The organism is Pseudomonas sp. Os17 (genome assembly GCF_001547895.1).
In the GTDB taxonomy this organism is placed as follows: domain Bacteria; phylum Pseudomonadota; class Gammaproteobacteria; order Pseudomonadales; family Pseudomonadaceae; genus Aquipseudomonas.
The window spans coordinates 2,199,485-2,226,197 of sequence record NZ_AP014627.1; the positions used below are offsets into that span (position 1 = coordinate 2,199,485).

Here is a 26,713-nt window from a genome sequence, read left to right on the forward strand (position 1 = left end):
TCGCAGGGTGCTGGCCGTTGCGCCAGTCTCGAAAACAATCAGGGATGTGCCTTGTTGCAAAGGCCTTTCCCGTCAGGAAGACACTATTGCCTGTCCCCATCTACGATCCTCAGCATGCCCCCGGTGGCAACCTCAAGCGTCTGCCGCTGCTCAAGGCCGCGGTCGCCTTCATTGCCACGGTATTCCTGTGCCTGTGCGGTTTGCTGTTCCTGCAGTTGGAGCAGTCCTGGCGTCATGACCTGGCTCAGGCCGAGGTCAACTCCACCAACCTGACCCGGGCCATTGCCCAGCAGGCCGAGGACACCTTCATGGAGGCCGACCTGGTGTTGATGAGCCTGTCCGAGTGGATCCAGGCCCTGGGGGACGGGCCCCGGCAGCGCCCGCGCCTGCAGCAGATCTTTGCCCGGAGGGTACAGGCCCTGACCCAGTTGAGCGGGGTCTTTCTCTACGACAAGCAAGGCCAGTGGGTGGTCAGTTCGTTCAACGATTCGCCCCACGGCAAGGATGTTGCCGATCGCGACTACTTCCGCTTTCACCAGCAGAACGTCTCGCTGCAGGCTCATATCAGCCCGGCGATTCGCAGTCGCGCCAACGGTGAGTGGATCATCCCCATCTCGCGCCGGATCAATGACCGGGACGGCAATTTCCAGGGCGTGCTGATGGCCGGTATCAAGCTGGCGTACTTCGATCAGTTCTTCAAAAGCTTCAATATCGATGAGCAGGGCGCGATGTTCCTGGCCCTGTCCGATGGCACCCTGATTGCGCGGCGGCCATTCGAGGAGCGGCAGATCGGCGCGTCCCTGTCCCGCGGCGAGATCTTCAGCAAGTACCTGCCCGAGGCCACTTCCGGCAATGCCATGATCACCTCGATCGTCGATGGGGTGACACGCCTGTACGGCTATCGCCAGTTGCAGGCCTATCCGCTGGTGGTGGCCGCGGCAAACTCCAAGGATTCGATTCTCAGGGGCTGGTACGCCTCGGCCTATCAATCCTCGGCCATCGTCGCTCTGGTGCTGTTGGGGGTGGGGCTGTTCGGTTGGGTGTTCGTCAGTCAGGTGCGCAACAACGAGCGGATCGAGACGGACCTGCGCAATGCCCAGGAGGCGCTGGAGGTGATCGCCACCCATGACAGCCTCACCGGCCTGGCCAATCGACGTTTGTTCGAGCGCTCCCTGATGATCGAGTTCGGCCGGGGTGCCCGGCAACACAGCCCGTTGAGCCTGATCATGGTCGATATCGATTATTTCAAGCGCTACAACGATACCTATGGCCATGTGGCGGGCGATCACTGCCTGATGGAAGTGGCCCAGGCCCTGAAGGGCTGCTGCCAGCGCAAGGCCGATCTGGCTGTGCGCTACGGCGGTGAAGAGTTTGCGGTGTTGCTGCCCGATACCGATATCCATGGCGCGCTGGCCATGGCCGAGCAGATTCGCTGCAGTGTCATGCAACGCGACATTGCCCATTCCGGGTCCCCGGTGGGGTGCGTGACGGTCAGCCTGGGCTGTTATTCCTTCGTGCCCACCGGGCGCGACAGTATCGAGATGTTTATCGAGCGCGCGGACGAGGCGCTCTACCAGGCCAAGGCCATGGGCCGCAACCGTATCATGGCCTTGCCAGCGGAGCGCGCCGGGGAGCTCTTGCAGCGCTCCGATCGTTGAGGGGGCTAGAAACGCTTGCAGAACACCTGATTGGCGTAGGCGTTGCCCGCAAACTCGTAGGCGGTGTGGCCGACGCAGGCATATCCCTGGGCCTGATAAAAGGCCTGTGCCCGGTGGTTCTCTGACCACACGGCGAGCCACAGGCAGGGGGTATCGCTGTTTTTCACCAGGCTTTCCACCTGTTGCAGAAGCGCCTGGCCAACGCCTTGCCGGTGAGCGTGACGTTGCACGTAGAGGCGCACCAGTTCCACGGCATCGGATAACTCGGGGAGCGGCGCTCGGGCCTGGCGGCTGAGTTCGGCGAACCCCAGCAGGTGCCCGTTGCGCTCAGCCAGCAAGAGGGTCCTGGCGGGATCTTCGAGGCGCTGGCGGAACTGCTCCGGGGCGTAGACGCTCAGGGCCTCCTCGGCCAGGTCGCTGCGCATGCCATCGGTGGCGTAGGTGTCGAGAAAGACCTGGGTGGCCAGGCCGCTGATGCACAGCGCATCCCCGCGCTCAGCGTGGCGTAGAGTGAAATCGACCGGCATGGCTACATCCTTGTAAACGGGGCTGGATTGAGGGTTCAGGATCGGTTGAGGCGTTGTTGCAGGTGCTGGCGGAGTGTCGTCACTGGGGCCATGTGTGCAAGGGCATGGTGGTGTTGAAGAAGCTGCGCAGCCTCACCAAGGGGGCCTATTACAGGGGCGTTCCAGGCGCCTGGCAAGGGCCAGTCCACGGCCAAAGCAATAAAAAATATCGAGCGAATTCATTGTCTGGATTCCCCGCTTCTGGCTTATACATAACCCCGACCTACCAGGGTTGGTTGTGGCCCTGGGCGACCCTCATTTCAAGGATTTGTGCATGAGCCAGCCGCACCTGATGAACTTTGACCTGTACCTGCAGCAACTCGGTTACCTGCGCCCCCCGGCGCCGACCCTGGAAAGCCTGCGGGAGCTGCAATGGCGTCATGTCTGTCGTTTTGCCTTCGAAAGCCTTTCGACCCTGTTGCGGGTGCCGGTGCCCATCGATCTGGCATCCGTGGAGCGCAAGATTCTCCACGAGGGCCGCGGCGGCTACTGCTACGAGCTCAACCAGAGCTTCCTGGCATTGCTGCAACACTTGGGCTACGAGGCCCGGGGCATCACCGGGCGGGTGGTGATGGGAGGGCCGGAGGATGCGCTCACCGCTCGCAGCCATCGGCTGACCCTGTTGCATCTGGACGGGCAACGCTACATCGCCGACGTCGGCTTTGGCGGCATGGTACCCACCACGCCTTTGCTGCTGGACACCGAGGCAGAGCAGGCCACGCCCCATGAGCCCTATTGCATCACCTGGCGCGAGGGCAGTTACACCCTGCGCGCCAAGGTCGCGGAGCAATGGCGGGCTCTCTATGTCTTCGATCTGCAGGTGCAGGGCGACGTGGATTACGAGATGGGCAACTGGTATGTCTCCACCCACCCGGATTCACCCTTTCTTGGCCAACTGAAGGTGGCGCTGATAGGGCCGGGGGTGCGCCGCACGCTGAACAACGGCAGCTACGCCCTGCATCGCATGGGACAGCCCAGCGAGCGACGGGAGATCACCGAGGCCGGGGAACTGATGAGCCTGCTGCAGGACGAGTTCGCCTTGCGTCTGCCCAACCATCCCGAGTTGCCGCGGGTGATCGGGCAATTGCTCGAGTCCTGACTTTCCCGGCTTTACGGTGCCCGCCAGGGCCGCTGCGGAATCGATTCCCGGTTAAATATGCAGGGTCCTGCTCCTTAGACTTCACCGGCAAGCCGGTCATTTCTCAAGGAGAGAATCATGCACAAAACACCCCGTTCAAGCCTGTTCGACAGCACTGGTGCCGCGCTGAGGCGATTCCAGGCAGGGCTGCTCGCAGCCCTGCTGGTCGTGCTCGGCCTGTGTTCCAGCGCCAGCTACGCCGTACCCAATCCCGACGGCAACTACAACCTGAGCATGGACGCCCGTGCCGGCTCACCCTATCCACCGTCGAACAACTACAACGCCGATCTCACGGCTTCCGGTGTTGGCGCGGCGTACACCGTCCCGGTCAGTCGCCATCACATCATTGCCTACAACCAACTGCGGGATTTCTACATGTCCGTGGTGCAGCGCGGGCACCTCAAGGAGCTGAAAGGGTTCTGGGACGGTTTTGGCGGGCGCTTGCCCAGCTATGGACGGGACAACCAGGTCAATGTCACCCCGGCGGTACAGGCCGACTACGACCAGGCCAAGACCCTGCTTGAAGAGATCGGCCGTGGCGTGGTGCGGGCCAACGCCGGCGTGCCGCCACGGCCCCTGGGCTGGGACACCTTCCACGGTTTCTACACCTGGATGCCGTGGAACCTGTTCCTCGGGCCAAACGGCCGCAATGATGACCCGGGCGAGGCGTTTGAGCGCAACGCCCAGTACATCATCAACAACGCGGACACCTGGAACACCATCGTCAATCTGCGGGACAACATGCTGAGCTACACGCGTGATGGCAACGTCAAGACCCTGGCCACCATCAACTCGCAATTGCTGCGCCTGTCGGCGCGGACCAAGGTCTATCCACTGGTCAGTGATCAGTGGGTTCGTGTCGCACCCAATGTGTACAAGATCCGGGTTCCGGCCCAGTAATTGTTCCTCGGGTGCGAGGCCCGAGCCGATCCGGTCAGCGGATCGGCTTTTTTCATGCTGTTTTTCAATCCCTGGAACGGCTTGAAAAAACCTGCGAGCGGGCGCCGCTCCTGGCCGGCGCTGAGTCGAGCGACGGCTCTGGGGCGGCTTTTCAGGCGAGTGGAGGGGCGAGGGTCGAGGGCTTTGCGCGGGTTGTCCGTTGACGGGGTCGGCGGAAATCATGAAGGTCAAACTGTATACAATCCTATGGACAGTTGTCTTGGATGTTGCATACAGTGTGCGCATAACAAAAACAGGGAACCCCACACCATGAATACGCCCCAGGTTTCACAGCAACGGCCCGAAGATGAAAATTTGGGTATTGGCGCGAATATGGCTTATGGCCTGCAACACGTGCTGACCATGTACGGCGGTATCGTTGCAGTGCCCTTGATCATCGGCCAGGCGGCCGGTCTGTCGCCGGCGGAGATCGGCCTGCTGATTGCGGCCTCGTTGTTCGCGGGGGGGCTGGCTACCTTGCTGCAAACCCTCGGCGTGCCGTTTTTCGGTTGCAAGCTGCCGCTGGTGCAAGGGGTGTCCTTTGCGGGTGTTTCAACCATGGTGGCGATTGTCACCAGTACCGGGGAAGGCGGCTTCCAGTCGGTGCTCGGGGCCGTGATCGCCGCCTCGCTGATCGGTCTGCTGATCACCCCGGTGTTCTCCCGGATCACCAAGTTCTTTCCTCCTCTGGTGACCGGCATTGTCATCACCACCATCGGCCTGACGCTGATGCCGGTCGCGGCGCGCTGGGCCATGGGCGGCAACAGTCGCGCGGCGGACTTTGGCAGCATGTCGAACATCGGCCTGGCGGCCCTGACGCTGGCCCTGGTGCTGCTGCTGAGCAAGATCGGCAGTGCGGCGATTTCCCGGCTGTCGATTCTCCTGGCCATGATCATCGGCACCGTGGTCGCGGTGTTCCTGGGCATGGCGGACTTTTCCGGCGTCACCCAGGGGCCGATGTTCGGGCTGCCCACGCCTTTCCATTTCGGCATGCCGACCTTCCATGTCGCGGCGATCCTGTCGATGTGCATCGTGGTCATGGTGACGCTGGTGGAAACCTCGGCGGATATCCTTGCGGTAGGTGAAATCATCCACACCAAAGTCGACTCCAAGCGTTTGGGCGACGGCCTGCGTGCCGACATGCTGTCGAGCATGATCGCGCCGATCTTCGGCTCCTTCACTCAGAGCGCCTTTGCCCAGAACGTCGGGCTGGTGGCGGTCACCGGGATCAAGAGCCGGTTCGTGGTCGCCACTGGCGGGCTGTTCCTGGTGGTTCTCGGTCTGCTGCCGTTCATGGGGCGGGTGATTGCCGCGGTGCCGACCTCGGTGCTGGGCGGGGCCGGTATCGTCCTGTTCGGCACTGTGGCTGCCAGTGGCATCCGCACCTTGTCCAAGGTCGACTACCGCAACAACATGAACCTGATCATCGTTGCCACCTCGATCGGCTTCGGCATGATCCCGATTGCCGCACCAAGCTTCTACGACCATTTCCCCAGCTGGTTCGCGACGATCTTCCATTCGGGCATCAGCTCCTCGGCGATCATGGCGATTGTGCTCAACCTGGCGTTCAACCACTTCACTGCAGGCAACTCCGACCAGCAGTCGGTGTTCGTTGCCGGCACCGAGCGCAGCCTGCGCTTCCAGGACATTGCTGCGTTGCGTGAAGGGGACTATTTCAGCGGCGGCAAGCTGCACGATGCCGAAGGCAATGAGGTTCCGCTGGTGGCTGAGGTTGCCGGCCAGTCATCGCCGCAGCCCGGAGACGGTTCTGCGCCAAGCCATGCCCGCGGCAGTGCCGAGGTCACGCATTGAGTGCCAGTGTCGCGGCATGAAGAAATGGCGCCCTGAAGGCGCCGTTTTTTATCGAGGCGTGGTTATTCGAGGTTTTCCAGGGGCTCCAGGGCCTGCAGGACCTCCGGGTTGTCCTGGTACTGGCTGCGCAGGGCGGCGAGTTGGCGATCGTGGCCGACGCAGACTTCATTGACGGCCTTCTCCAGTTCGGCCCGGCGCTCTTCGTCGTAGGCCTCCTCGCCGGCAAAGTGCAGGCAATCCTCGTGGCGCTGGATAAAGGTCGTGACCTCGCCGGGAAGTTGTGGGCCGCCGTAATGACTGCCCAGTTGCAGGCGCTTTTCCTCGACCCAGCCGCTGTAGTCCTCGCCGTCCTTGGCGATGTACATGATCTGGGCCCAGCCACTGTCGCTGGAGGCGTACACCGTCAGGCCGTCGCCAGGGATCACATAGAGTTTCTTGTTGATGCAGGCGGCGTCTGGTCCGCTGTGCAAGTGCAGCCGTCCTTCACCGATGACCTTGGCCTCCAGGGGCGGGCGGTATTGGCCGGCCTCCAGGGAGGCGTTGTCACTCAGGGCGGCGCAATCCACCGGCGGGCTGGCCATGGCCGGCAGCGGCAGAAGTGACAGCAGTCCACACAGAGGCAGGAGGCGCAGGGCTCGGTCCATTGCAGGATTATCCGTTGGGGGGGATTCGAAGGGCGCGATGGTAATGACAAAAACGCGGCCTGGGAATGACCAGGGCCGCGTCGGCAGAGGACCGTCCTGCTATTGCGCAACGTTGTCGAGTTGCTCCTGGCGCACCAGGGACACGGCAAACCCCACGACCACCGCAGCGGCCACCGACAGGGTCAGGGGCAGGCCATAGCTGCCACCGCTCATGGCCGCGCCACTGAGTAGAGGGCCGAGCAGGCTGCCGATGCCCCAGAGCAGGCCGGCACTGGCATTGGCGGTGACCAGGTCCGCGCCGCTGAAGGATTGACCGATCAGCACGATGGCCAGGGTGTAGATACCGCCTGCCGCCGCTCCCAGGATGACCAGGCTCGGCCAGAGCAGGCCGGGGGCGCTCATCAGCAGTGGCAGGCACAGGCCGATCAGCAGGGCGATGCAGCCGCAACCCAGGTAGATGCCGGGGCGTCCCAGCTTGTCCGAGAGCCAGCCCAGGGGAAACTGGAACGCCGTATCCCCCAGGAGAATGATGGTCACCATCAGCGCCGCCAGCTTGATGCTGTAGCCGTGGCCGGCTGCGTACACCGGAAACAGCGACAGCACCACGCTGTCGAAAAAGGCGAAGAACAGGATGCCCACGCACAAGGCCGGGGCGATGCGGATAAAGCCCAGAACCGAGAAGCTCCGGCTTTGCTCATGGACGTCTGAGGCGTCTGCCTGGGGCAGGGTCAGCCAGACTACGGCAATCGCGATGGCGTAGCCGACGCTGACGATCTCCAGTACCGCCGGCCCCTCGGTGCCGAGCAAAGACACCAGCCCAGGGCCCAGCAGTTGGAAGAAAGTGAAGCAAGTGGTGTAGACCGCCACCAGTCGTCCGCGACTGGTGTCCTCGGCCATTTCATTGACCCAGGTTTCCCCGAGAATGATGATCAGCCCGGCACCCAGTCCCATGGCGACCCGGGCCAGGCCCAGGCTGTAGAGACTGGCGTCGGGCAGTTCCAGGGCGGCCACGCTCAGCGCGCAGAGGCTGAAGCACAGCAGATAGATCTGGCGTCGGGTCAGGCGCTGGCCCAGGGCATTGACCAGAAAGGCCGAGAGCATCATGCCCGCCGCGGGCAGTGCCGACATGATGCCGATCTGGTTGTTCGAAGCGCCGGCCTGATACAGGCGCAGGGCAAGGATCGGCACCGTGGAACCTATGCTCAGGCCGACAATGGAAATGCCCAGGATCAGGGCGGCTAACAAGGCTTTGTTCATGTTCAAGACCTGCGCCGGCAACTTCAGGCGCTGAAAAAATACAGGTGTTGCGGATGCCGCGTGACAGCATCCGCCGAGATATAGGCGATAGCCGGGCCTGGGCCCTTGGCTTCGGGGCCGGCTGCAGGCGAAGCGCTCAATGAAGTGGGGGCACTTCGAGACGTCTTTGCTGGTCAGCCAGATTCGGCCGGCGGCACCGGGCTCAATCGCGGTTAGCGACGTCCCTGGTGCGGGGAGAAGGTGAAGGCGAACAGGACGCTGCGGCGTCGACGGTTGATCGCGCAATCATGCTGGGCAACGGCCAGGGTTGCCGAAGGGCTCATCGAAGGGGAGAGGCACGGGGACTGTGCTGGCAGGAACATCGTGGTCTGACTGGCCGGAAAAGTAGGCGCACAGCCTACGTCAGGCCATTGCGCCAAGGCAACCAGACCTTGGCATGACACATTCGGTCCGGCAACGCACTTTTCCCGCATGCCGGACTGACATGCGGGTCGGGAAACTAACAGGGGGTATGCGCTTGGTCTGATTTGCCGCAAGAGCAGGGCGCTCTTGTTGGGTGTGAGGCAAATCAGTGCAGGAAGATGGCTCCACGACCTGGACTCGAACCAGGGACCCAGTGATTAACAGTCACTTGCTCTACCAACTGAGCTATCGCGGAATGCGCCGTATCTTACTGATTCAAAAAGGGAAGTCAACAAGCTTGGGAGATTTTTTTAAGCACGGCGCGAATCTGAATCAACTGCCGGCATGACTTCGAGGGTTTTATCGGCTGGCGGGCCGATACGTGAGCCGATAGGGGCTACCATGGCTGCCCGGAAGTGGTTTCACGCGCTACCGGCCTCCAGTCGCACAGGTAAGCCTTTATGATCCGCTTCGATTTATCCCAGGTTCCTTCCCGGTTGTTCCCGCCTTGCTGCGGGGTACTGTCATGAGCATCGAGCAGATCAGCCTGCCCAAAGGGGTAGGGCCTCAGGCCAGCAAGCTGTTGGACGCCATCACCCAGGCCGGGTCGGCGCCCGATCTGCAGCGTGCCGGCGGCAAGGCCGAAGGTTTTGTCCTCGGGCTGGAAAGCGCCAAGGCCATCAAGAGCCAGGTGGCCGAGGCGTTGTACGTGGCGTTTGATGATGCCGCCAGTCAACGCTTGGCTGAACTGACGGGCTGAGGCAGCTCAACCGCCGAAGGTCAGGCTGCCGAGCATCAGTTTGGCCATCAGTGACGTGGCCGCCAGTTGCACCAGCCACAGGGCCAGCCCGCCGAGAAACACGCCGAGGGCAATTTGCAGTACCAGGCTCTTCTCGCGTTTCTGCGAGCGGGGCAGATAGTGCTCAAGTTCGTCGCGGTCGGCCCGCAGGTCATCGTTTTTCATCGGTTTCTCGATCAGCAGGGGAAACAAGGTCACAGTCTAGAGGGTGCAGGGCCGGGCAATAGCTGAGCGCCCACAAAAAAGGGAAGCCGGCTGGCTTCCCTTTTTTTACTACGGGTGCGGATCAGATCACCTGGAGGATGGCCTTGGTCACTGCCTCGATGTTGCTCTGGTTCAGCGCGGCAACGCAGATGCGGCCGGTGTCCAGGGCGTAGATGCCGAACTCGTTGCGCAGGCGGGTCACTTGCTCGACGGTCAGGCCGGAGTAGGAGAACATGCCGCGCTGGCGACCGACGAAGCTGAAGTCGTGCTCAGGGGCGCCTTTGGCCAGCAAGTCGACCATCTGGGTGCGCATGCCGCGAATCCGCAGGCGCATTTCCGCCAGTTCCTGCTCCCACTGGGCGCGCAGTTCCGGGTTGTTCAGCACCGCGGCGACGATGGTTGCACCGTGAGTCGGCGGGTTGGAGTAGTTGGTGCGGATCACGCGCTTGACCTGGGACAGCACGCGAGCGCTTTCCTCCTTGGAGCTGCTGACGATGGACAGGGCGCCAACGCGCTCGCCGTACAGCGAGAACGACTTGGAGAACGAGCTGGAAACGAAGAAGGTCAGGCCCGACTCGGCGAACAGGCGCACGGCCGCGGCGTCTTCATCGATGCCGTCGCCGAAGCCCTGGTAGGCCATGTCGAGGAATGGCACGAGGTTTTTCGCCTTGACCACTTCCAGGACGTTTTTCCAGTCCTGCGGGCTCAGGTCGACACCGGTCGGGTTGTGGCAGCAGGCGTGCAGCACCACGATCGACTGGGCTGGCAGGGCGTTGAGGTCTTCCAGCAGGCCGGCACGGTTCACGTCGTGGGTGGCGGCGTCGTAGTAGCGGTAGTTCTGCACTGGGAAACCGGCTGTTTCAAACAGTGCGCGGTGGTTTTCCCAGCTCGGATCGCTGATGGCGACCACGGCGTTGGGCAGCAGTTGCTTGAGGAAGTCGGCACCGATTTTCAGGGCGCCAGTACCGCCAACGGCCTGGGTGGTGACCACGCGGCCAGCGGCCAGCAGTGGCGAGTCGTTGCCGAACAGCAGCTTTTGTACCGCCTGGTCGTAGGCGGCAATGCCGTCGATCGGCAGGTAGCCACGGGAAGCGTGTTGAGCGGCGCGAATTGTCTCGGCTTCGACAACGGCGCGCAGGAGTGGAATGCGTCCCTCCTCGTTGCAGTACACGCCCACTCCAAGGTTGACCTTGTTGGTACGGGTGTCGGCGTTGAATGCTTCGTTGAGGCCCAGGATTGGATCGCGTGGTGCCATTTCGACAGCGGAGAACAGGCTCATTTTTACGGCGGCTCTGAATGGAGTGTGGAGGGACGTGTCGCGCTCCAGCCGAATGCACTAGAGCGGTGCACAAACGGGGAGCTAGTATAGAGGCCATCATCGCGGGGGGCGACAGCCGATTGACCTTTTGCGACAAGTTTTTCGCTTTATTTTTCGACCGTTAGTCTTATTGCAACCTTCCGGGTGTTAACGGGTGTAAGACCTTTACCTTGAAAGCCGTGGTATCTGCCTCCACATCCAGCTCATTCCGGTTTTTTTCCTCGGCGACATGGGTCGTACGCGGTGTTTCTCGTTCCTGTACGGTATGGCCGCGCATGAACGATCCCAGAGGTAGATATGTCCGAATTCCAGCTAGTCACTCGCTTCCAGCCCGCCGGCGACCAGCCGGAAGCCATCCGCCTGCTGGTCGAAGGCATCGAGGCCGGACTGGCCCACCAGACCCTGCTCGGCGTGACCGGCTCGGGCAAGACCTTCAGCATCGCCAACGTCATCGCTCAGGTGCAGCGCCCAACCCTGGTACTGGCGCCGAACAAGACCCTGGCAGCCCAGTTGTACGGTGAGTTCAAGGCGTTCTTCCCGAACAACGCGGTGGAGTACTTCGTTTCCTACTACGACTACTACCAGCCCGAAGCCTATGTGCCGTCCTCGGATACCTTTATCGAGAAGGATGCCTCGATCAACGACCACATCGAGCAGATGCGCCTGTCGGCGACCAAGGCGCTGCTGGAGCGCAAGGACGCGATCATCGTCACGACGGTGTCCTGCATCTATGGCCTGGGCAGCCCGGAAACCTACCTGAAAATGGTTCTGCACGTGGACCGCGGCGACAAGCTCGACCAGCGTGCCTTGCTGCGCCGCCTGGCGGACCTGCAATACACCCGCAACGACATGGACTTTGCCCGTGCCACCTTCCGCGTGCGGGGAGACGTGATCGACATCTATCCGGCGGAATCCGACCTTGAGGCGATCCGCATCGAGCTGTTCGACGACGAGGTGGAAAGCATCAGCGCCTTCGACCCGCTGACCGGCGAAGTGATCCGCAAGCTGCCGCGTTTCACCTTCTATCCCAAGAGCCACTATGTGACGCCACGGGAAACCCTGCTGGATGCGATCGAGGGCATCAAGGTGGAGCTGCAGGAGCGTCTGGAATACCTGCGCTCCAACAACAAGCTGGTAGAAGCCCAGCGCCTGGAGCAACGCACCCGTTTTGACCTGGAGATGATCCTCGAGCTGGGCTACTGCAACGGTATCGAAAACTACTCGCGCTATCTCTCGGGCCGTCCCGCCGGGGCCGCGCCGCCCACCTTGTACGACTACCTGCCGGCGGACGCGCTGTTGGTGATCGACGAATCCCACGTCAGCGTGCCCCAGGTCGGCGCCATGTATAAGGGCGACCGTTCGCGCAAGGAAACCCTGGTGGAGTACGGCTTCCGTCTGCCGTCGGCGCTGGATAACCGGCCGATGCGCTTCGACGAGTGGGAAGGGGTCAGCCCGCAGACCATCTTTGTCTCCGCTACTCCGGGCAACTACGAGGCGGAACACGCCGGGCGCGTGGTGGAGCAGGTGGTGCGCCCCACCGGCCTGGTGGACCCGCAAGTGGAAGTGCGCCCGGCCCTGACCCAGGTGGACGACCTGCTGTCGGAAATTACCAAGCGCGTGGCGCTGGAGGAGCGGGTGCTGGTCACTACCCTGACCAAGCGCATGGCCGAGGACCTGACCGATTACCTGGCCGACCACGGCGTGCGCGTGCGCTACCTGCACTCGGACATCGACACCGTGGAACGGGTGGAAATCATCCGCGACCTGCGCCTGGGCACTTTCGACGTGCTGGTGGGGATCAACCTGTTGCGTGAAGGCCTGGACATGCCGGAAGTGTCCCTGGTGGCGATTCTCGACGCCGACAAGGAAGGCTTCCTGCGCTCCGAGCGCTCATTGATCCAGACCATCGGTCGGGCTGCGCGCAACCTCAATGGCCGGGCGATTCTCTATGCCGACCGCATCACTGGCTCCATGGAGCGGGCGATTGGCGAAACCGAACGTCGGCGCGACAAGCAGATCGCCTTCAACCTGGCCAACGGCATCACCCCCAAAGGGGTGTTCAAGGACGTTGCCGACATCATGGAAGGCGCCACCGTACCGGGCTCGCGCAGCAAGAAGCGCAAGGGCATGGCCAAGGCGGCCGAGGAAAGTGCCCGCTACGAAAACGAATTGCGTTCGCCGAGCGAAATCAGCAAGCGCATCCGTCAGCTCGAAGAGAAGATGTACCAGTTGGCCCGCGACCTGGAGTTCGAGGCCGCGGCACAGATGCGCGACGAAATCACCAAGCTGCGCGAGCGCTTGCTGACCGTCTAACGACGCTCGATCCCTCGTAGGAGCCGGCTTGCCGGCGAAGAGGCCCTCAAATCCTGTGCAAGGGTTGGGAGCCTATTCGCTGGCAAGCCAGCTCCTACAGGCAATTCGTGGGTCAGTGGGCTTCTCCTGCCTTCAAGCCCTTGGGCAGGGCCTTGGTCAAAAGTACCGCCAGCATGCTGATGCCCAGGGCGATGCCGACAAAATGGAAGGCGTCGTTGTAGGCCATGATCTGCGCCTGCTGGTGGGTGATCTCGCTGAGCTTGCCAAGGGCCGCGGACTCGCTGCCGAACTTGTCGGTGAGGGTCGCCAGGCGTTCCGCCACCTGCGGGTTGCTGGGCACCAGCGCTTCACGCAGGTAGTCGAAATAGGTCTTGGTCCGGGCATCCAGCAGGGTCGCCAGCAAGGCGATGCCGATGGCGCCTCCCAGGTTGCGCAGGATGTTGAACAGGCTCGACGCCGAGCCCGCGTCCTGGGGCTGTATGTAAGCCGTAGCGATCAGCGAGATGGTGACCATGATCAGCGGCTGGCCCAGGGCGCGGATGATCTGGGTCTGGTTGAACTGCGGTCCGGCGAAGTCCGGATTGAGCACGCCTGACGAGAAACTCGCCAGCCCGAACAGGCCGAACCCCAGGGCGCATAGCCATTTGGGCGAGATGAACTGCATCAGCTTGGGCACCAGCGGAATCAGGAACAGCTGCGGTATCCCCATCCACATGATCACTTCGCCGATCTGCAGGGCGTTGTAGTTCTGGATCTGCGCCAGGTACAGCGGCAGCAGGTAGATCGAGCCATACAGGCCAACCCCCATGCCCAGGCTGGAAATGCTCGACAGGCCGAAGTTGCGATTGCGCAGGATGCCCAGGTTGATCAGTGGATTGGGCTTGGAGACCTGGACGATGACGAAGGTGATCAGGCTGACCAGGGCGATGCTGCCCAGGGTCACGATCAGGTTCGACTCCAGCCAGTCCTTGCGGTGGCCCTCTTCAAGAAACACCTGCAGGCAGCCCAGGCCCAGGCCGAGGGTCAGGATACCGGTGTAGTCGGTGCTTTTGAGCAGTTCCCAGTGGGCTTCCTTCTTTTCCAGGCCGTACAGCAGGCCGGCGATCATCAGCAGGCCCGGCGGCACGTTGATATAGAAGATGTATTCCCAGCCCCAGTTTTCCGTCAGCCAGCCGCCCAGGGTCGGGCCGATGGAGGGGGCGAAGGTGGCGGTCATGGCGAACATGGCCATGCCCTTGGCCCGGTGGTGCTCGGGGAGCTTGATCAGGGTCAGGGTGAATGCCAGGGGAATCAGCGCGCCGCCGGTAAAGCCCTGCAGGGCGCGGAACACGATCATGCTTTCCAGGCTCCAGGCCATGGAGCAGAGCAGGGAGGCGATCAGGAAACCCACCGAAACCCAGGTCGCCAGCCGCCGGGCCGAGAGCAGCTGCACCAGCCAGGCGGTGAGGGGGATCATGATGATCTCCGCCACCAGGTAGGAGGTGGAGATCCACGAGCCTTCCTCAAGGGTGGCGGAGAGGGCGCCCTGGATGTCCTTCAGCGAGGAGTTGGTGATCTGGATGTCGAGCACCGCCATGAAGGCGCCGAGCATGGCGCTCATGACCGCTATCCAGTCGCGTCGGCTGGGCTCCGCCAGCGGGCGCAGCAGTTGATCACCGGCCATCGACAGGGTCTTTGACGTTCACTTTGACCGTGACCGACATGCCCGGACGGATCTTGCCCTGTAGGGGATTGTCGGGGGCGAAGGTCAGCTTTACCGGAATGCGTTGTACCACCTTGGTGAAGTTGCCAGTGGCGTTGTCCGGTGGCAGCAGGCTGAACTGTGCGCCGGACGCGGCGAATAGGCTGTCGACCCGGGCCTGGATCGGGGTGTCGCCGTAGGCGTCGAAGGTCAGCTCGGCCTGTTGTCCGGGTTGCATGTGACCGATCTGAGTCTCCTTGAAGTTGGCCTGAACCCAGATGTCCTGGTCCGGAACGATCGACAGCAGGTAGGCGCCGGCCTGTACCACCTGGCCGTTGCGCGCTGCACGCTGGCCGATGATGCCGCTGATGGGGGCGTGGATTTCGCTGCGGCTCAGGTTCAATTGCGCCTGGGCCAGGTCGGCCCGGGCATTGGCAATCTGTGCGTCGAGGCGCTTGATCTCGGCGTTCAGGGCGTTGACCTGTTGGCGCTGGCCTTGCAGGTCGGCTTCAGCCTTGGCTACTTGGGAGCGGGCGATGTGGTTGTCGGCGGAAAGGGTAGTGACCCGTTCTTCGGAGACATAACCGGGCTTGCGCAGGGTCTGGGCCCGGGACAGGTCGATCTGCGAGCGACCGAGGCTGGCCTGGCTCGATGCCACCTGGGCCTGGCTGGCGGCGATCAGGCTGGCTTGTTGGGTCAGTTTGCTCTGGGCCTGCAGGCGTTCGGCCTCGCGGGTGGCGAGGGCGGCCTGGGCGCGGTCCACCGCCAGCTGGAAGTCCTGACCTTCCAGGCGTATCAGCAATTGGCCTTGCTCTACGTGTTGGTTGTCCTGCACGCGCACTTCTTCAATCCGTGCGCTGAGTTGGCTGGAAACCCGGGTGATTTCGCCCTGGACGTAGGCGTTGTCGGTGGTTTCATAAAAACGGCCGTGGAACCACCAATGGGCAAGCAGTCCCAGGGCGATCAGCAGGACCAGAGACAGGAAAACAAACAGGCGACGCTTGAGTTGGGCAGGCATGGGCAGACTGTAGTCGAGAAAAGTGTAAGGAAATCTATCAGCCGGCGAATCTGGCATATAGCCACTGGGTGGTAAATGCCGCTTGTTGATTATTGGCCATTCAGCGGGCTGGCAGCGGCCTGTAGTCGCAACCTTGGCTTAAATGCCCTCCTCACTGGAGCGGTGCTGGTGTCGCCTGTTACCATTCGCCCCCTGTTTTATTCCTCGTTTTTCTATCTGTTCGAGACCAGCCATGACCACCGTTCGCACGCGCATCGCGCCATCGCCTACCGGGGACCCCCACGTAGGTACCGCTTACATCGCTTTGTTCAACTACTGCTTTGCCAAGCAGCATGGCGGTGAGTTCATTCTGCGTATCGAAGACACCGATCAGTTGCGCTCGACTCGCGAGTCCGAGCAGCAGATCTTCGACGCCTTGCGCTGGTTGGGCATCAATTGGAGCGAAGGCCCGGATGTCGGCGGCCCTCACGGCCCGTATCGCCAGAGCGAGCGCGGTGACATCTACCAGAAGTACGCCCAGCAACTGGTGGACCTGGGCCACGCCTTCCCGTGCTTCTGCACCGCCGAAGAGCTGGACCAGATGCGTGCCGAGCAGATGGCTCGTGGCGAAACCCCGCGTTATGACGGCCGTGCGCTGCTGTTGTCCAAGGAAGAAGTGGCCCGGCGCCTGGCGGCCGGTGAGCCCCACGTGATCCGCATGAAGGTGCCGACCGAAGGCGTCTGCGTGGTGCCGGACATGTTGCGTGGCGACGTCGAGATCCCGTGGGATCGCATGGACATGCAAGTGCTGATGAAGACCGACGGCCTGCCGACCTACTTCCTGGCCAACGTGGTCGATGACCACCTGATGGGCATCACCCACGTGCTGCGTGGTGAGGAATGGCTGCCTTCGGCGCCGAAACTGATCCTGCTGTACGAGTACTTCGGTTGGGAGCAGCCACAGCTGTGTTACATGCCGCTGCTGCGCAACCCGGACAAGAGCAAGCTGTCCAAGCGCAAGAACCCGACCTCGGTGACCTTCTACGAGCGCATGGGCTTCATGCCCGAGGCCATGCTCAACTACCTGGGCCGCATGGGCTGGTCGATGCCGGACGAGCGCGAGAAGTTCTCGTTGCAGGAAATGGTCGATAACTTCGACCTGTCGCGGGTATCCCTGGGTGGGCCGATCTTCGATATCGAGAAGCTGTCCTGGCTCAATGGTCAGTGGCTGCGGGATCTGCCGGTGGAAGAGTTCGCCAGCCGGGTCCAGACCTGGGCGCTGAACCCCGAGTACCTGATGAAGATCGCGCCCCATGTGCAGGGCCGGGTCGAGACCTTCAGCCAGATCGCACCGTTGGCCGGCTTCTTCTTCGCGGGTGGCGTGACCCCGGATGCCAAGTTGTTCGAATCCAAGAAACTTTCGGGTGATCAGGTGCGGCAGCTGATGCAGTTGATCCTGTGGAAGCTCGAAAGCCTGCGTCAGTGGGAGAAAGACAGCATCACCGCGACTATTCAGGCAGTGGTTGAATCCCTGGAACTGAAGCTGCGCGACGCCATGCCGCTGATGTTCGCGGCCATCACTGGCCAGGCCAGTTCGGTATCGGTACTCGATGCCATGGAGATTCTGGGGCCGGACCTGACGCGTTTCCGTCTGCGTCAGGCCATCGATCTGCTCGGTGGTGTGTCGAAGAAAGAGAACAAGGAATGGGAAAAACTGCTGGGCGCCATCGGCTAAGGCGCCTTTGCAGGACGGTTGCGCCAAGGGCGGCGATCTTTTCGGCTACGCTTGAAATCCAGGCGCAGACGGTTTGATCGTCGCCCTTGGCGTTTTCTGTCGGCCTGTAACGAACCTTTTGCGGTGGTTGATGCGGGTCGACAAGGCCGCAAAAGCCAGGGTTTTCGGGGCGGGGCGGTAAGTGGTTGTTATCCCGGCAAATTTTTTTTCAAAAAGCGGAAAAAAAATTGACAGCCTTCAGATCCCCCCTTAAGATTCGCCCCGTCCTCACCGACGAGGGGCTATAGCTCAGCTGGGAGAGCGCTTGCATGGCATGCAAGAGGTCGACGGTTCGATCCCGTCTAGCTCCACCAATTTACAGTTCAAGGCCTGGCCACACCGGCCTTGAATCGACCAGTACTCAGCACTGGTCAGTTGTATAGAAGGGTTTGCGTCCCCTTCGTCTAGTGGCCTAGGACACCGCCCTTTCACGGCGGTAACAGGGGTTCGAGTCCCCTAGGGGACGCCAGTTTCACACAAGCGATGTTGCAAGATATCGCTGCGCCGCGAGGCGAAAATCCGGGGCTATAGCTCAGCTGGGAGAGCGCTTGCATGGCATGCAAGAGGTCGACGGTTCGATCCCGTCTAGCTCCACCAATTTACAGTTCAAGGTTTGGCCACACTGGCCTTGAATCGATCGGTACTCAGCGCCGATCAGTTGTTTAGAAGGGTTTGTGTCCCCTTCGTCTAGTGGCCTAGGACACCGCCCTTTCACGGCGGTAACAGGGGTTCGAGTCCCCTAGGGGACGCCAGTTTCACACAAGCGATGTTGCAAGATGTCGCTGCGCCGCGAGGCGAAAATCCGGGGCTATAGCTCAGCTGGGAGAGCGCTTGCATGGCATGCAAGAGGTCGACGGTTCGATCCCGTCTAGCTCCACCAATTTTTACAGTTCAAGGTCTGGCCACACCGGCCTTGAATCGACCAGTACTCAGCGCTGGTCAGCTGTCAGAAGGTTTGTGTCCCCTTCGTCTAGTGGCCTAGGACACCGCCCTTTCACGGCGGTAACAGGGGTTCGAGTCCCCTAGGGGACGCCACGATTACCCGCTCTGCGGGATTTTTAAGGGTCATTCAATTATTGAATGGCCCTTTTGTTTTTCTGGCGCCCAGCCAGCTCCCGCTTTCTTCCTGAACCTGTACTTCTGACCGATGGTCACACTGGCGACTTGCGGAAAATTATTATGAGTATAATATTTTTTCCGTAATATTCGGAGGCAACGATGAACGACAAAAAAGCTCAAACCCGCGAACGCATTCTCCAGGCCGCCAGTTCCGCGCTGATTCAGCGGGGCCCGGCAGAGCCCAGTGTGGGGGAAGTCATGGGCGCGGCCGGGCTGACCGTGGGCGGCTTCTATGCGCACTTTGAGAGCAAGGATGCGTTGATGCTCGAAGCCTTCACCCAATTGCTCTCCCATCGTCGCGGCTTGCTCGACGAGATGGACTCAAGCCTCAGTGGCGAGGAGCGCAGGGCGCTGACGGCGGCTTTCTACCTGTCGCGCAAGCATCGCGACTCCACGGAGCAGGCCTGCCCGATTCCGGCGTCCGTGGGCGAATTTGGGCGCTTGCCCGAGAGTTTCCGCAAGGCCTTGACTGAACACATGGAGTTGATGGTGGCGCAGTTGGCCACTTGCCCGGAGGACACGGACAAGGCCCTGGCGGACATGGCGTTGATGGTGGGAGGGCTATCCCTGGCGCGGGCCCTGGGCCCGGGGGAGTTGTCCGATCGTTTGTTGCGTGCCGCCAAGTCGGCAATTCAATGACCTGAAGTTCGGTTGCGAGGTAGCGAGAGATGAACGGATTGAGCTGGATTCGTGGCGTCAATGGCACCCTTGGCTGGGTGGCGCCTCAATGGGCGGCGAATCGGATGCGCCAGCTGTTCATGACGCCTCGCGAGCTGCCGCCGCGGGAATGGGAGCTGCCGCTGCTGGAGCGCGCCGAGCGACTGACCCTGCGCTTTGGGCTTTCTGCCTTGCGTTGGGGGCAGGGGCCAACGGTCATGCTGATGCATGGCTGGGAAGGGCGACCCACCCAGTTCGCCAGCCTGATCGAGGCGCTGGTGGCGGCCGGTTATACCGCGGTGGCGCTGGAGGGGCCGGCCCATGGTCGCTCTCCGGGGGATGAGGCCAATGTGGTGCTGTTCGCCCGAGCGATGTTGGAGGCCGCAGCAGAGTTGCCGCCGTTGCGTGCAGTGATCGGCCATTCCATGGGGGGTGCCAGCGCCATGCTCGCGGTGCAATTGGGGCTGCGTAGCGAAACCCTGGTCAGCATTGCCGCGCCCGCCCGCATCCTTGGCGTATTGCGAGGTTTCGCCCGATACATGGGCTTGCCGCCCAGGGCGCGTTCGGCCTTTATTCGTCAGGTGGAGAAAGAGGTCGGCATGCGCGCGGCAAGCCTGGATGTGGCCCAGTATCAACTGGACATGCCTGGCCTGATCGTTCACGCGGAGGATGATCGCTTCGTGCCGGTCAAGGAGTCGGAGCTGATCCATCAAGCCTGGTTCGACAGTCGCCTGTTGCGCTTGAGCGAGGGCGGTCATCAGCGGGTGCTGGCCGATCCGCGGGTGGTCGAAGCGGTGATTGCTCTGGTCGCGGGGCGTCATCTGCAAGCGCGCCAATCCGCCTGAGCATCCGTTACACTGCCCCGGTCAAAAATCTGACCGGGAGTCGGGCATGAGTTGGGATCTGGCAACGCCATTCGTCATCGATCTGCAGGTGGCGGCCGAGGATATCGATGGACTGGGGCACGCCAACAACGCGGTTTATGTCTCGTGGCTGGAGCGTTGTGCCTGGCGGCACTCCCAGCGCCTGGGGCTGGACCTGGCGGAGTATCGCCGGTTGGATCGGGCGATGGCCGTGGTGCGACACGAGATCGACTACCTGGCTGCGGCTTACGAAGGGGATGAGTTGCAACTGGCCACCTGGATCGTCGATTGGGATCAGCGTCTGAAGATGACCCGGCGTTTCCAGTTGGTTCGCCCGAGCGATGGCGGCACCTTGTTGCGGGCTCAGACCACCTTCGTCTGCATCGAGCTGTCCAGCGGCAAACCCAAGCGCATGCCCGCCGAGTTCCTCGAAGGCTACGGCCCGGCCCTGCAAGGCGCCTGACGCCTGTCTGTGCCCGTAGCGTAACGAAGGCGTCCACCAAGGCTCGCTCGCGACCTACAGGCCCCTACAAAACTCCTGCTCAAGGGCGAAACCCAGTAAACTGGCGCACGTTTTTTCGCCCGTTTTTTCGTTGAGTGTGTTTCATGCAAATTGCCCTGGCGCCCATGGAAGGGTTGGTCGACAACATTCTGCGGGATGTGTTGACTCGTGTTGGCGGGATCGACTGGTGTGTCACCGAGTTCATCCGCGTCAACGACCGTCTGCTGACGCCTGCCTATTTCCACAAGCTCGCTCCCGAGTTGCTGCACGGTGCGCATACCGCTGCCGGTGTGCCGTTGCGCGTGCAGTTGCTGGGTTCGGATCCGGTGTGTCTGGCCGAGAACGCCGCGCTGGCCTGTGAGCTGGGCAGCGAGGTCATCGATTTGAACTTCGGTTGCCCGGCCAAGACCGTAAACAAGTCCCGGGGCGGCGCGGTACTGCTCAAGGAGCCCGAGCTGCTGAACCAGATCGTCGAGCATGTGCGGCGCGCGGTGCCGGCGCACATTCCGGTCACGGCAAAAATGCGGCTGGGTTTCGACAGTCCGGACGGCTCGCTGGTGTGTGCGACCGCGTTGGCCGAGGGCGGTGCCGAGCATATCGTGGTTCACGCCCGGACCAAGGTCGATGGCTACAAGCCGCCGGCTCACTGGGAGTGGATTCCCCGGGTCCAGGAGGTGGTCAAGGTGCCGGTGTTCGCCAACGGTGATATCTGGAGCGTCGAGGATTGGCGGCGCTGCCGGGAGATCAGTGGTGTCGAGGACATCATGCTCGGCCGAGGCTTGGTGTCGCGTCCGGACCTGGCACGACAGATCGCCGCTGCCCGGGCGGGCGAAGAGGTGGTGGCCATGTCCTGGGCCGATCTGCAGCCCCTGCTCCAGGACTTCTGGGCCCAGGTGGTGGTGCAATTGACGCCGCGTTCGGCGCCGGGGCGGCTCAAGCAGTGGCTGGCCATGCTGACCCGCAACTACCCGGAGGCGGTGGAGTTGTTTACCGCTCTGCGCCGGGAAACCGACCTGGACCAGGTGGGGCGCCTGCTGGGTGTACCGCGCAGCGAGGCGGCGTAAAAAAATTCAAAAAGGGGCTCTTGAAATGCCTGGGCCGATCCCTATCTCTTGGGTACGCGACGCCGAATTCGGGTCGCGGAGATAACCACTCGCTGAAATATCAGGAGATAGACCCATGAGTACTGCATTTTCCCTGGCTCCACTGTTCCGTTCCTCTGTTGGCTTCGACCGTTTCAACGACCTGTTCGAATCGGCGTTGCGCAATGAGCCGGGCAGCAGCTATCCACCCTACAACGTAGAAAAACACGCCGACGACCAATACCGCATCGTCATCGCGGCTGCCGGTTTCCAGGAAGAAGACCTGGAACTGCAAGTGGAGAAAGGCGTGTTGACCGTGAGCGGTGGCAAGCGTGATGCCAATGAAAGTGTCACCTACCTGCACCAGGGCATTGCCCAGCGTGCATTCAAGCTGTCCTTCCGCCTGGCCGACCATATCGAGGTCAAGGCCGCGGCCCTGAGCAACGGTCTGTTGAACATCGACCTGCTGCGGGTTGTGCCGGAAGAGGCCAAGCCAAAGCGCATCCCGATCAACGGTGCGCAGCAGCCGGCTCTGCAACACTAAGACCGCTGCAAAAAAAGGGCGCCCTGGTGGCGCCCTTTTTCGTGCCCGTCATTTCAGCAGTTTCTTGAATTCGCCGAGGGGCAGCGGCCGGCTGTGCAGGTAGCCCTGGTACAGATGGCATTCCAGCCCCTGGAGGAACTCCAGTTGCTGCGGGGTTTCCACGCCTTCGGCGATGACCTTCAGGTTCAGGCTGCGGGCCATGGCGACGATGGCGCGGATGATTTCCGCATCGTTGGGGTCATGGGTGGCGTCGCGGACGAAGGACTGGTCGATCTTCAGGGTGTCCACCGGCAGGCGCTTGAGGTAGGTCAGGGACGAATAACCGGTGCCGAAGTCATCCATGGCGAAGCTGACGCCGAGCTTTTTCAGGCGGCGCATCTTGCTGATGGTGTCGTCCAGGTTCTGGATCACGATGCCCTCGGTGATTTCCAGCTTGAGCAGCGATGAGGGCAAAGCGTACTCGGTCAGGCTGTGTTCGATTTTCTCGACAAAGTCGGTCTGGCGGAATTGGCGCGGACTGATGTTGACGCACAGGCTGAAGTGATAAGGATCCACCAGACCCTCTTCCATCAGTTGGCTGAAGGCCAGGCAGGCTTCATCGAGAATCCAGGTGCCGACTTCAAGGATCAGGCCGCTGTCCTCCAGCACCTTGATGAATTCGGTCGGTGATTGGGCGCCCAGTTCCGGGTGCTGCCAGCGCACCAGGGCCTCGGCGCCGACGATGCGGTTGTCGCGGGCGTCGACCTGGGGTTGGAAGTGCACGCTGAATTCGCCGCGGGACAGGGCCAGGCGCAGGTCGGTTTCCATGCGCAGGCGCTCGCTGGCGGCCTTCTGCATGGTGTTGTGATACATCTGCGTGGTGTTGCGCCCGGAGTCCTTGGCCCGGTAAAGGGCGATGTCGGCGCGCTTGAGCAGGTCGGTGGGGGTCGAGCCGTGATCGGGAATCAGCGCCACGCCGATACTGGGGGTGACCTGCAGGCGCTGGCCGTCGAGGAACATCGGTTCCGACAGCAGTTCGCGCAGGGTTCCCGCCAGGTGCCGTACCTGTTCGCTGACCTCGTTACGCGAGCCTTCCAGGCCGCTGAGCAGCACCACGAATTCATCGCCGCCCAGGCGCGCCACGGTGTCCTCCATGCGCACGCTGGCTTCCAGCCTGGCAGTGATGATCTTCAGCACGGTGTCGCCCACCGGGTGGCCGAGGGAATCGTTGATGTGCTTGAAGTGGTCCAGGTCGAGGAACAATAGGGCGCCCCGCAGGTTGTGGCGCTTGAGCAGGGCGATCTGCTGGCTCAGGCGGTCCATCAACAGGGCGCGGTTGGGCAGGTTGGTCAACGGGTCGTGGTAGGCCAGATGGCGGATCTGCGCCTGGGCATTCTTCAGCAGGCTGACATCCCGGGCGGTGAGCAGCAGGCAGGGGGTTTCGTTGAGGATGATCGGCTCCACCGACACCTCCAGGGTGAGGATTTCCCCGCGCTTGTTTCGCCCGAGCATTTCCAGGTGGTGCACGCGCCCCTTGAGTCTGAGTTCCGCCAGCAGCGTGGCGAGCTGGCCTTCTTCGGCCCAGATGCCGACCTGGTACATGGTGTGGCCGAGCACTTCATCGGTGCGGTAGCCGGTCAGGCGGCAGAAGCCGTCGTTGACCTCCAGATAGCGGCCGGTCTCGCGCTCGGTGATGGTGATGGCGTCGGGGCTGGAGTGGAAGGCTTTGGCGAACTTCTCCTCGCTGGCCTTGAGGGCGGCCTCGGAGCGCTGCTGCTGGGTGATGTCCCGCAGCGTGGTGACGATGCACGGCTGTTTGTCGACGGTAATCAGGCGGCTGGAAATGATGCAGGTCAGCGAATGGCCGTCCTTGTGGTTGACCATCACCGCCACGTTGTTCAGCGCCTGTTCGCGAATCACCTGCTCGATCCGCCGCAGGCGCGGGGCAGGATCCTCCCAGAAGCCGATCTGCTCGGCGCTGCGGTTGATCACGTCGTCCTGGGTCCAGCCAAAGGTCTGGGTGAAGCTTGAATTGATCTCGATGAACTGGCCGGTTTCCAGCAGGGTCAGGCAGATGGGGTCCGGGCTGACCTGGAACAGACTGGCGAATTTCTCCTCGGAGGTGATCAGGCGCTGTTCGCGCTCCACCTGCTCGGTGATGTCCAGCAGCGTCCCGGCCATGCGCAGGGGATTGCCCGAGTCGTCGCGATAGAGGCGGGCGCGGCTTTCGAGGTAGCGCGAGCTGCCGTCCGCCAGCTGCACCCGGTAGGTCAGCTGGTAGTTGCCCGCCGGGCCTTCGCGCAGGCTGCGATAGGCATCGCGCATGCTGTCGCGCTCTTCGGTGGGTACGCCCTCGAAAAAGGCCTCGAAGGATTCGTGGAAGGGCGCCGGGGCCAGGCCGTGCAATTGCGCGGCCCGCGCAGAGCCGTACAGCATGCCGCTGGGAATGTGCCAGTCCCAGGTGCCCAGTTGTGCCGAGTCCAGGGCCAGGTCGAGGCGTTCCTGGCTGTCCTTGAGCGCCTGTTCAGCCCTTTTGCGCTCGCTGGTGTCGAGAAAGGTGCTGAGCAGGTAGGGCTTGCCTTCCAGTTCGATCTTCTGCGCGCTGAGGATGCCGTCGTGGATCTGGCCGTTGCTGGCGCGGAACTGCACTTCGAGGCTCGCGGCCTGGCCTTTCTTCTGGACGGCCTTGATCAGTTGGGCGCGCTGCTCGGGATTGACCCACAGGCCGATCTCCAGAGTGGTACGGCCGATCACATGTTCGGCGGGCCAGCCGAACTGGCTTTCGAAGTACTGGTTGGCCTCACTGATCAGGCCATCTTCCAGGCGAGTCAGCAGCACCGTATTGGGGCACAGGTGAAACAGGGTGGCGAAGCGCTTTTCCGAGTTGCTGAGGGCTTCCTCGCGTTGGCGCTGGTGGGTGATCTCGCGGATCACCCCGATCATGCGGGGTTTGCCGTGCTTGTCCGGCAGTACGCTGCCGTTGATCTCCAGCCAGTGCAGGCTGCCATCGGGCCAGCGAATGCGGTGGTGCATGGCGTGTTCCAGCGGGGCGCCCGCCAGCACCGAATGAAAGGCGCGCACTGTCCTGGCCCGGTCCTCGATGGGCAACAGGTCAAGGTATTCGAGGTTCTCCGGCAGCGGCTGGCGCGGGTCGAAGCCAAACAGCGCCTGGGTGCCCCGGGACCAGCTGATCTGCCCGCTTTCAATATCCCAATACCAGGCCCCCAATCGAGCACCATTGAGGGCGGCAAGCAGTTGTGGCGCGCTTTCCCAGCTTTGCTCCGACTCCTTTGGGTCGATGGCATGGATGCGCGGCATGGGTGGAATACGATCAGCGGGTTTTGGCATGGGGGTCAGGCCTTGAGCTGAGTCATTCGTTTTACGCGAGGAACTCATGGCGGTGCGGCGTGGCACGGGCACTACCCGGAAAAGCTATGCCGGGTTCCCTGGCCAATCGACTTGTGCATCCAGTAGGGCCATGAAAGCCCGCGCAGCGTTCGACAGCGTCCGTTCGGTGTGCAGGATATAGCCTAGCTGGCGTCGCAGTTGTATGCCCGGTAAAGGGATGCGCGCCACCTGATCATCGAGCATGGTGCGCGGCAGCACGCTCCAGGCCAGGCCGATGGACACCATCATCTTTATAGTTTCCAGATAGTTAGTGCTCATCGCGATGTTCGGTGTCAGGCCCTGGGCCTCGAACAGGCGTTGGACGATGTGGTGAGTAAAGGTGTTGCCGCCGGGAAATACCGCCGGATGCAGGGCGATGTCCGCCAGGCTGACCTGGCCATTGCTGACCAACGGATGCTCCGGGGCGGCAACGAAGTCCAGCGGGTCGTCCCAGACGGCGCTGGCCCTGATCAGGCTGTGGGGCTCTGGCGCCAGGGTGATCACTGCCAGCTCGGCCCGGCCATGGAGGATTTCCTCGTAGGCCACCTCTGAATCGAGGAATTGAATGTCCAGCGCCACTTGCGGGTAGCGCCGGGTAAAGGCCCGCAACAGCGGCGGCAGGCGATGCAGGCCGATGTGATGGCTGGTGGCCAGGGTCAGGCGGCCGCTGACTTCGCCGTTGAGGTTGGTCAGGGCGCGGCGGGTGTCGTCCAGTACGTTGATGATCTGATAGGCCCGGGGCAGCAGGGCGCGTCCGGCCTCGGTCAGGCCGATTTCCCGGCCCAGGCGGTCGAACAGCCGCACATTGAGCTGCTGCTCCAGGCCGGCGATGCGTTTGCTGATGGCGGGCTGGGTCAGGTGCAGGCGTTCACCGGCGCCGGAAAAGCTGCCGGTTTCGGCAATGGCAATAAAGGCGTTGAGGTTGGCCAGGTCCATGGTTGTATTCCAGTTGGTTATCCAAAGCATGAAAAATATGAATTTGAGTTATTTAATCTAACGCCATAGCATCAGCCTCACAAGCCAAGGGGTTATTGATCGGCTCGCGATCAGGGCCCGGGGCATAGAAACAAGCTGATGA

The 26,713-nt window shown here is 62.2% G+C and carries 21 protein-coding genes and 7 tRNA genes; 18 read left to right on the plus strand and 10 right to left on the minus strand.

Annotated elements, in window-relative coordinates:
• Positions 1 to 86 precede the first annotated feature (86 nt).
• Positions 87 to 1,658 (plus strand): sensor domain-containing diguanylate cyclase, encoded by a 1,572-nt coding sequence (locus POS17_RS09930; RefSeq protein ID WP_060838383.1) that lies wholly within the window; start codon positions 87 to 89, stop codon positions 1,656 to 1,658.
• Positions 1,659 to 1,663: 5 nt separating this feature from the next.
• Here POS17_RS09930 and POS17_RS09935 read toward each other — a convergent pair whose 3' ends face one another.
• Entirely contained in the window at positions 1,664 to 2,185 is a 522-nt protein-coding gene (locus POS17_RS09935) for a GNAT family N-acetyltransferase (RefSeq protein WP_060838384.1), read from the minus strand.
• 313 nt (positions 2,186 to 2,498) lie between these two features.
• Between POS17_RS09935 and POS17_RS09940 the strand changes: the two genes are divergently transcribed.
• The 3 genes from POS17_RS09940 (at position 2,499) to POS17_RS09950 (ending at position 6,113) form a co-directional block, all read left to right on the plus strand.
• Complete coding sequence (locus POS17_RS09940) at positions 2,499 to 3,323, plus strand: arylamine N-acetyltransferase family protein (protein WP_060838385.1); 825 nt, start codon at positions 2,499 to 2,501, stop codon at positions 3,321 to 3,323.
• 117 nt (positions 3,324 to 3,440) lie between these two features.
• Complete coding sequence (locus POS17_RS09945) at positions 3,441 to 4,262, plus strand: hypothetical protein (protein ID WP_060838386.1); 822 nt, start codon at positions 3,441 to 3,443, stop codon at positions 4,260 to 4,262.
• Between the two features lie 309 nt (positions 4,263 to 4,571).
• Entirely contained in the window at positions 4,572 to 6,113 is a 1,542-nt protein-coding gene (locus tag POS17_RS09950) for a nucleobase:cation symporter-2 family protein (protein ID WP_060838387.1), read from the plus strand.
• A 62-nt stretch (positions 6,114 to 6,175) separates the two neighbouring features.
• Here POS17_RS09950 and POS17_RS09955 read toward each other — a convergent pair whose 3' ends face one another.
• The 3 genes from POS17_RS09955 to POS17_RS09965 form a co-directional block, all read right to left on the minus strand.
• Positions 6,176 to 6,757, minus strand: a complete 582-nt coding sequence (locus tag POS17_RS09955; RefSeq protein WP_060838388.1) for an SH3 domain-containing protein — start codon at positions 6,755 to 6,757, stop codon at positions 6,176 to 6,178.
• 99 nt (positions 6,758 to 6,856) lie between these two features.
• Positions 6,857 to 8,014, minus strand: coding sequence for an MFS transporter (locus POS17_RS09960; RefSeq protein ID WP_060838389.1), 1,158 nt, complete (start codon positions 8,012 to 8,014; stop codon positions 6,857 to 6,859).
• Between the two features lie 582 nt (positions 8,015 to 8,596).
• A tRNA-Asn gene (locus POS17_RS09965) sits at positions 8,597 to 8,672 on the minus strand.
• Positions 8,673 to 8,942: 270 nt separating this feature from the next.
• On the opposite strand from POS17_RS09965, the gene POS17_RS09970 reads away from it, so the two are divergent.
• Positions 8,943 to 9,176 carry a hypothetical protein gene (locus tag POS17_RS09970; protein ID WP_060838390.1) on the plus strand — a complete coding sequence of 78 codons (234 nt, stop codon included), beginning with the start codon at positions 8,943 to 8,945 and terminating at the stop codon, positions 9,174 to 9,176.
• 6 nt (positions 9,177 to 9,182) lie between these two features.
• On the opposite strand, the gene POS17_RS09975 is transcribed toward POS17_RS09970, so the two are convergent.
• Together POS17_RS09975 and POS17_RS09980 are read right to left on the minus strand one after the other, a co-directional pair.
• Entirely contained in the window at positions 9,183 to 9,380 is a 198-nt protein-coding gene (locus POS17_RS09975; RefSeq protein WP_060841907.1) for a hypothetical protein, read from the minus strand.
• A 121-nt stretch (positions 9,381 to 9,501) separates the two neighbouring features.
• Positions 9,502 to 10,698, minus strand: a complete 1,197-nt coding sequence (locus POS17_RS09980) for an amino acid aminotransferase (RefSeq protein WP_060838391.1) — start codon at positions 10,696 to 10,698, stop codon at positions 9,502 to 9,504.
• A 336-nt stretch (positions 10,699 to 11,034) separates the two neighbouring features.
• Here POS17_RS09980 and uvrB point away from each other — a divergent pair, with 336 nt between their 5' ends.
• Positions 11,035 to 13,050, plus strand: coding sequence for an excinuclease ABC subunit UvrB (gene uvrB, locus POS17_RS09985; protein WP_060838392.1), 2,016 nt, complete (start codon positions 11,035 to 11,037; stop codon positions 13,048 to 13,050).
• 112 nt (positions 13,051 to 13,162) lie between these two features.
• Here uvrB and POS17_RS09990 read toward each other — a convergent pair whose 3' ends face one another.
• Together POS17_RS09990 and POS17_RS09995 are read right to left on the minus strand one after the other, a co-directional pair.
• Entirely contained in the window at positions 13,163 to 14,713 is a 1,551-nt protein-coding gene (locus POS17_RS09990) for an MDR family MFS transporter (protein ID WP_060838393.1), read from the minus strand.
• A complete protein-coding gene (locus POS17_RS09995; RefSeq protein WP_060838394.1) occupies positions 14,703 to 15,749 on the minus strand; it encodes an HlyD family secretion protein in 1,047 nt (348 codons plus the stop codon). Before POS17_RS09995 ends, POS17_RS09990 begins: the two co-directional genes overlap by 11 nt.
• A gap of 232 nt (positions 15,750 to 15,981) precedes the next feature.
• Between POS17_RS09995 and gltX the strand changes: the two genes are divergently transcribed.
• The 12 genes from gltX (at position 15,982) to POS17_RS10055 (ending at position 22,269) form a co-directional block, all read left to right on the plus strand.
• Complete coding sequence (gltX, locus tag POS17_RS10000; RefSeq protein WP_016965547.1) at positions 15,982 to 17,463, plus strand: glutamate--tRNA ligase; 1,482 nt, start codon at positions 15,982 to 15,984, stop codon at positions 17,461 to 17,463.
• A gap of 277 nt (positions 17,464 to 17,740) precedes the next feature.
• Positions 17,741 to 17,816 (plus strand) — tRNA-Ala (locus tag POS17_RS10005).
• Positions 17,817 to 17,895: 79 nt separating this feature from the next.
• A tRNA-Glu gene (locus tag POS17_RS10010) sits at positions 17,896 to 17,971 on the plus strand.
• Positions 17,972 to 18,023: 52 nt separating this feature from the next.
• Positions 18,024 to 18,099, plus strand: a tRNA-Ala gene (locus POS17_RS10015).
• A 79-nt stretch (positions 18,100 to 18,178) separates the two neighbouring features.
• Positions 18,179 to 18,254: transfer RNA gene (locus tag POS17_RS10020), tRNA-Glu, on the plus strand.
• A gap of 52 nt (positions 18,255 to 18,306) precedes the next feature.
• Positions 18,307 to 18,382: transfer RNA gene (locus POS17_RS10025), tRNA-Ala, on the plus strand.
• A gap of 79 nt (positions 18,383 to 18,461) precedes the next feature.
• A tRNA-Glu gene (locus tag POS17_RS10030) sits at positions 18,462 to 18,537 on the plus strand.
• 183 nt (positions 18,538 to 18,720) lie between these two features.
• A complete protein-coding gene (locus POS17_RS10035) occupies positions 18,721 to 19,260 on the plus strand; it encodes a TetR/AcrR family transcriptional regulator (RefSeq protein ID WP_060838395.1) in 540 nt (179 codons plus the stop codon).
• A 29-nt stretch (positions 19,261 to 19,289) separates the two neighbouring features.
• Positions 19,290 to 20,123: an alpha/beta fold hydrolase gene (locus tag POS17_RS10040; protein ID WP_060838396.1), complete on the plus strand. Its 834-nt coding sequence runs from the start codon at positions 19,290 to 19,292 to the stop codon at positions 20,121 to 20,123.
• Between the two features lie 46 nt (positions 20,124 to 20,169).
• Complete coding sequence (locus tag POS17_RS10045) at positions 20,170 to 20,604, plus strand: acyl-CoA thioesterase (protein ID WP_060838397.1); 435 nt, start codon at positions 20,170 to 20,172, stop codon at positions 20,602 to 20,604.
• 143 nt (positions 20,605 to 20,747) lie between these two features.
• Positions 20,748 to 21,707, plus strand: coding sequence for a tRNA dihydrouridine synthase (locus POS17_RS10050; protein WP_060838398.1), 960 nt, complete (start codon positions 20,748 to 20,750; stop codon positions 21,705 to 21,707).
• A 115-nt stretch (positions 21,708 to 21,822) separates the two neighbouring features.
• Positions 21,823 to 22,269 carry an Hsp20 family protein gene (locus tag POS17_RS10055; protein ID WP_060838399.1) on the plus strand — a complete coding sequence of 149 codons (447 nt, stop codon included), beginning with the start codon at positions 21,823 to 21,825 and terminating at the stop codon, positions 22,267 to 22,269.
• Between the two features lie 48 nt (positions 22,270 to 22,317).
• On the opposite strand, the gene POS17_RS10060 is transcribed toward POS17_RS10055, so the two are convergent.
• The gene (locus tag POS17_RS10060; protein ID WP_060838400.1) at positions 22,318 to 25,596 is read right to left on the minus strand and encodes an EAL domain-containing protein; all 3,279 of its coding nucleotides are present in this window, start codon (positions 25,594 to 25,596) and stop codon (positions 22,318 to 22,320) included.
• An 84-nt stretch (positions 25,597 to 25,680) separates the two neighbouring features.
• Positions 25,681 to 26,571, minus strand: coding sequence for a LysR family transcriptional regulator (locus tag POS17_RS10065; protein ID WP_060838401.1), 891 nt, complete (start codon positions 26,569 to 26,571; stop codon positions 25,681 to 25,683).
• Positions 26,572 to 26,713: the final 142 nt, after the last annotated feature.

Excerpts from the sequence above, each read along its gene's own strand:
- POS17_RS09935 (WP_060838384.1), bottom strand. The coding sequence starts at position 2,185 with ATGCCGGTCGATTTCACTCTACGCCACGCTGAGCGCGGGGATGCGCTG.
- POS17_RS09955 (WP_060838388.1), bottom strand. The coding sequence starts at position 6,757 with ATGGACCGAGCCCTGCGCCTCCTGCCTCTGTGTGGACTGCTGTCACTT.
- POS17_RS10035 (WP_060838395.1), top strand. The coding sequence starts at position 18,721 with ATGAACGACAAAAAAGCTCAAACCCGCGAACGCATTCTCCAGGCCGCC.
- POS17_RS10065 (WP_060838401.1), bottom strand. The coding sequence starts at position 26,571 with ATGGACCTGGCCAACCTCAACGCCTTTATTGCCATTGCCGAAACCGGC.
- POS17_RS10055 (WP_060838399.1), top strand. The coding sequence starts at position 21,823 with ATGAGTACTGCATTTTCCCTGGCTCCACTGTTCCGTTCCTCTGTTGGC.
- POS17_RS09950 (WP_060838387.1), top strand. The coding sequence starts at position 4,572 with ATGAATACGCCCCAGGTTTCACAGCAACGGCCCGAAGATGAAAATTTG.
- POS17_RS09990 (WP_060838393.1), bottom strand. The coding sequence starts at position 14,713 with ATGGCCGGTGATCAACTGCTGCGCCCGCTGGCGGAGCCCAGCCGACGC.
- uvrB (WP_060838392.1), top strand. The coding sequence starts at position 11,035 with ATGTCCGAATTCCAGCTAGTCACTCGCTTCCAGCCCGCCGGCGACCAG.
- POS17_RS09975 (WP_060841907.1), bottom strand. The coding sequence starts at position 9,380 with ATGAAAAACGATGACCTGCGGGCCGACCGCGACGAACTTGAGCACTAT.
- POS17_RS10060 (WP_060838400.1), bottom strand. The coding sequence starts at position 25,596 with ATGCCAAAACCCGCTGATCGTATTCCACCCATGCCGCGCATCCATGCC.
- POS17_RS10050 (WP_060838398.1), top strand. The coding sequence starts at position 20,748 with ATGCAAATTGCCCTGGCGCCCATGGAAGGGTTGGTCGACAACATTCTG.
- POS17_RS09970 (WP_060838390.1), top strand. The coding sequence starts at position 8,943 with ATGAGCATCGAGCAGATCAGCCTGCCCAAAGGGGTAGGGCCTCAGGCC.
- POS17_RS10040 (WP_060838396.1), top strand. The coding sequence starts at position 19,290 with ATGAACGGATTGAGCTGGATTCGTGGCGTCAATGGCACCCTTGGCTGG.
- POS17_RS10045 (WP_060838397.1), top strand. The coding sequence starts at position 20,170 with ATGAGTTGGGATCTGGCAACGCCATTCGTCATCGATCTGCAGGTGGCG.
- gltX (WP_016965547.1), top strand. The coding sequence starts at position 15,982 with ATGACCACCGTTCGCACGCGCATCGCGCCATCGCCTACCGGGGACCCC.
- POS17_RS09960 (WP_060838389.1), bottom strand. The coding sequence starts at position 8,014 with ATGAACAAAGCCTTGTTAGCCGCCCTGATCCTGGGCATTTCCATTGTC.
- POS17_RS09995 (WP_060838394.1), bottom strand. The coding sequence starts at position 15,749 with ATGCCTGCCCAACTCAAGCGTCGCCTGTTTGTTTTCCTGTCTCTGGTC.
- POS17_RS09980 (WP_060838391.1), bottom strand. The coding sequence starts at position 10,698 with ATGAGCCTGTTCTCCGCTGTCGAAATGGCACCACGCGATCCAATCCTG.
- POS17_RS09940 (WP_060838385.1), top strand. The coding sequence starts at position 2,499 with ATGAGCCAGCCGCACCTGATGAACTTTGACCTGTACCTGCAGCAACTC.
- POS17_RS09945 (WP_060838386.1), top strand. The coding sequence starts at position 3,441 with ATGCACAAAACACCCCGTTCAAGCCTGTTCGACAGCACTGGTGCCGCG.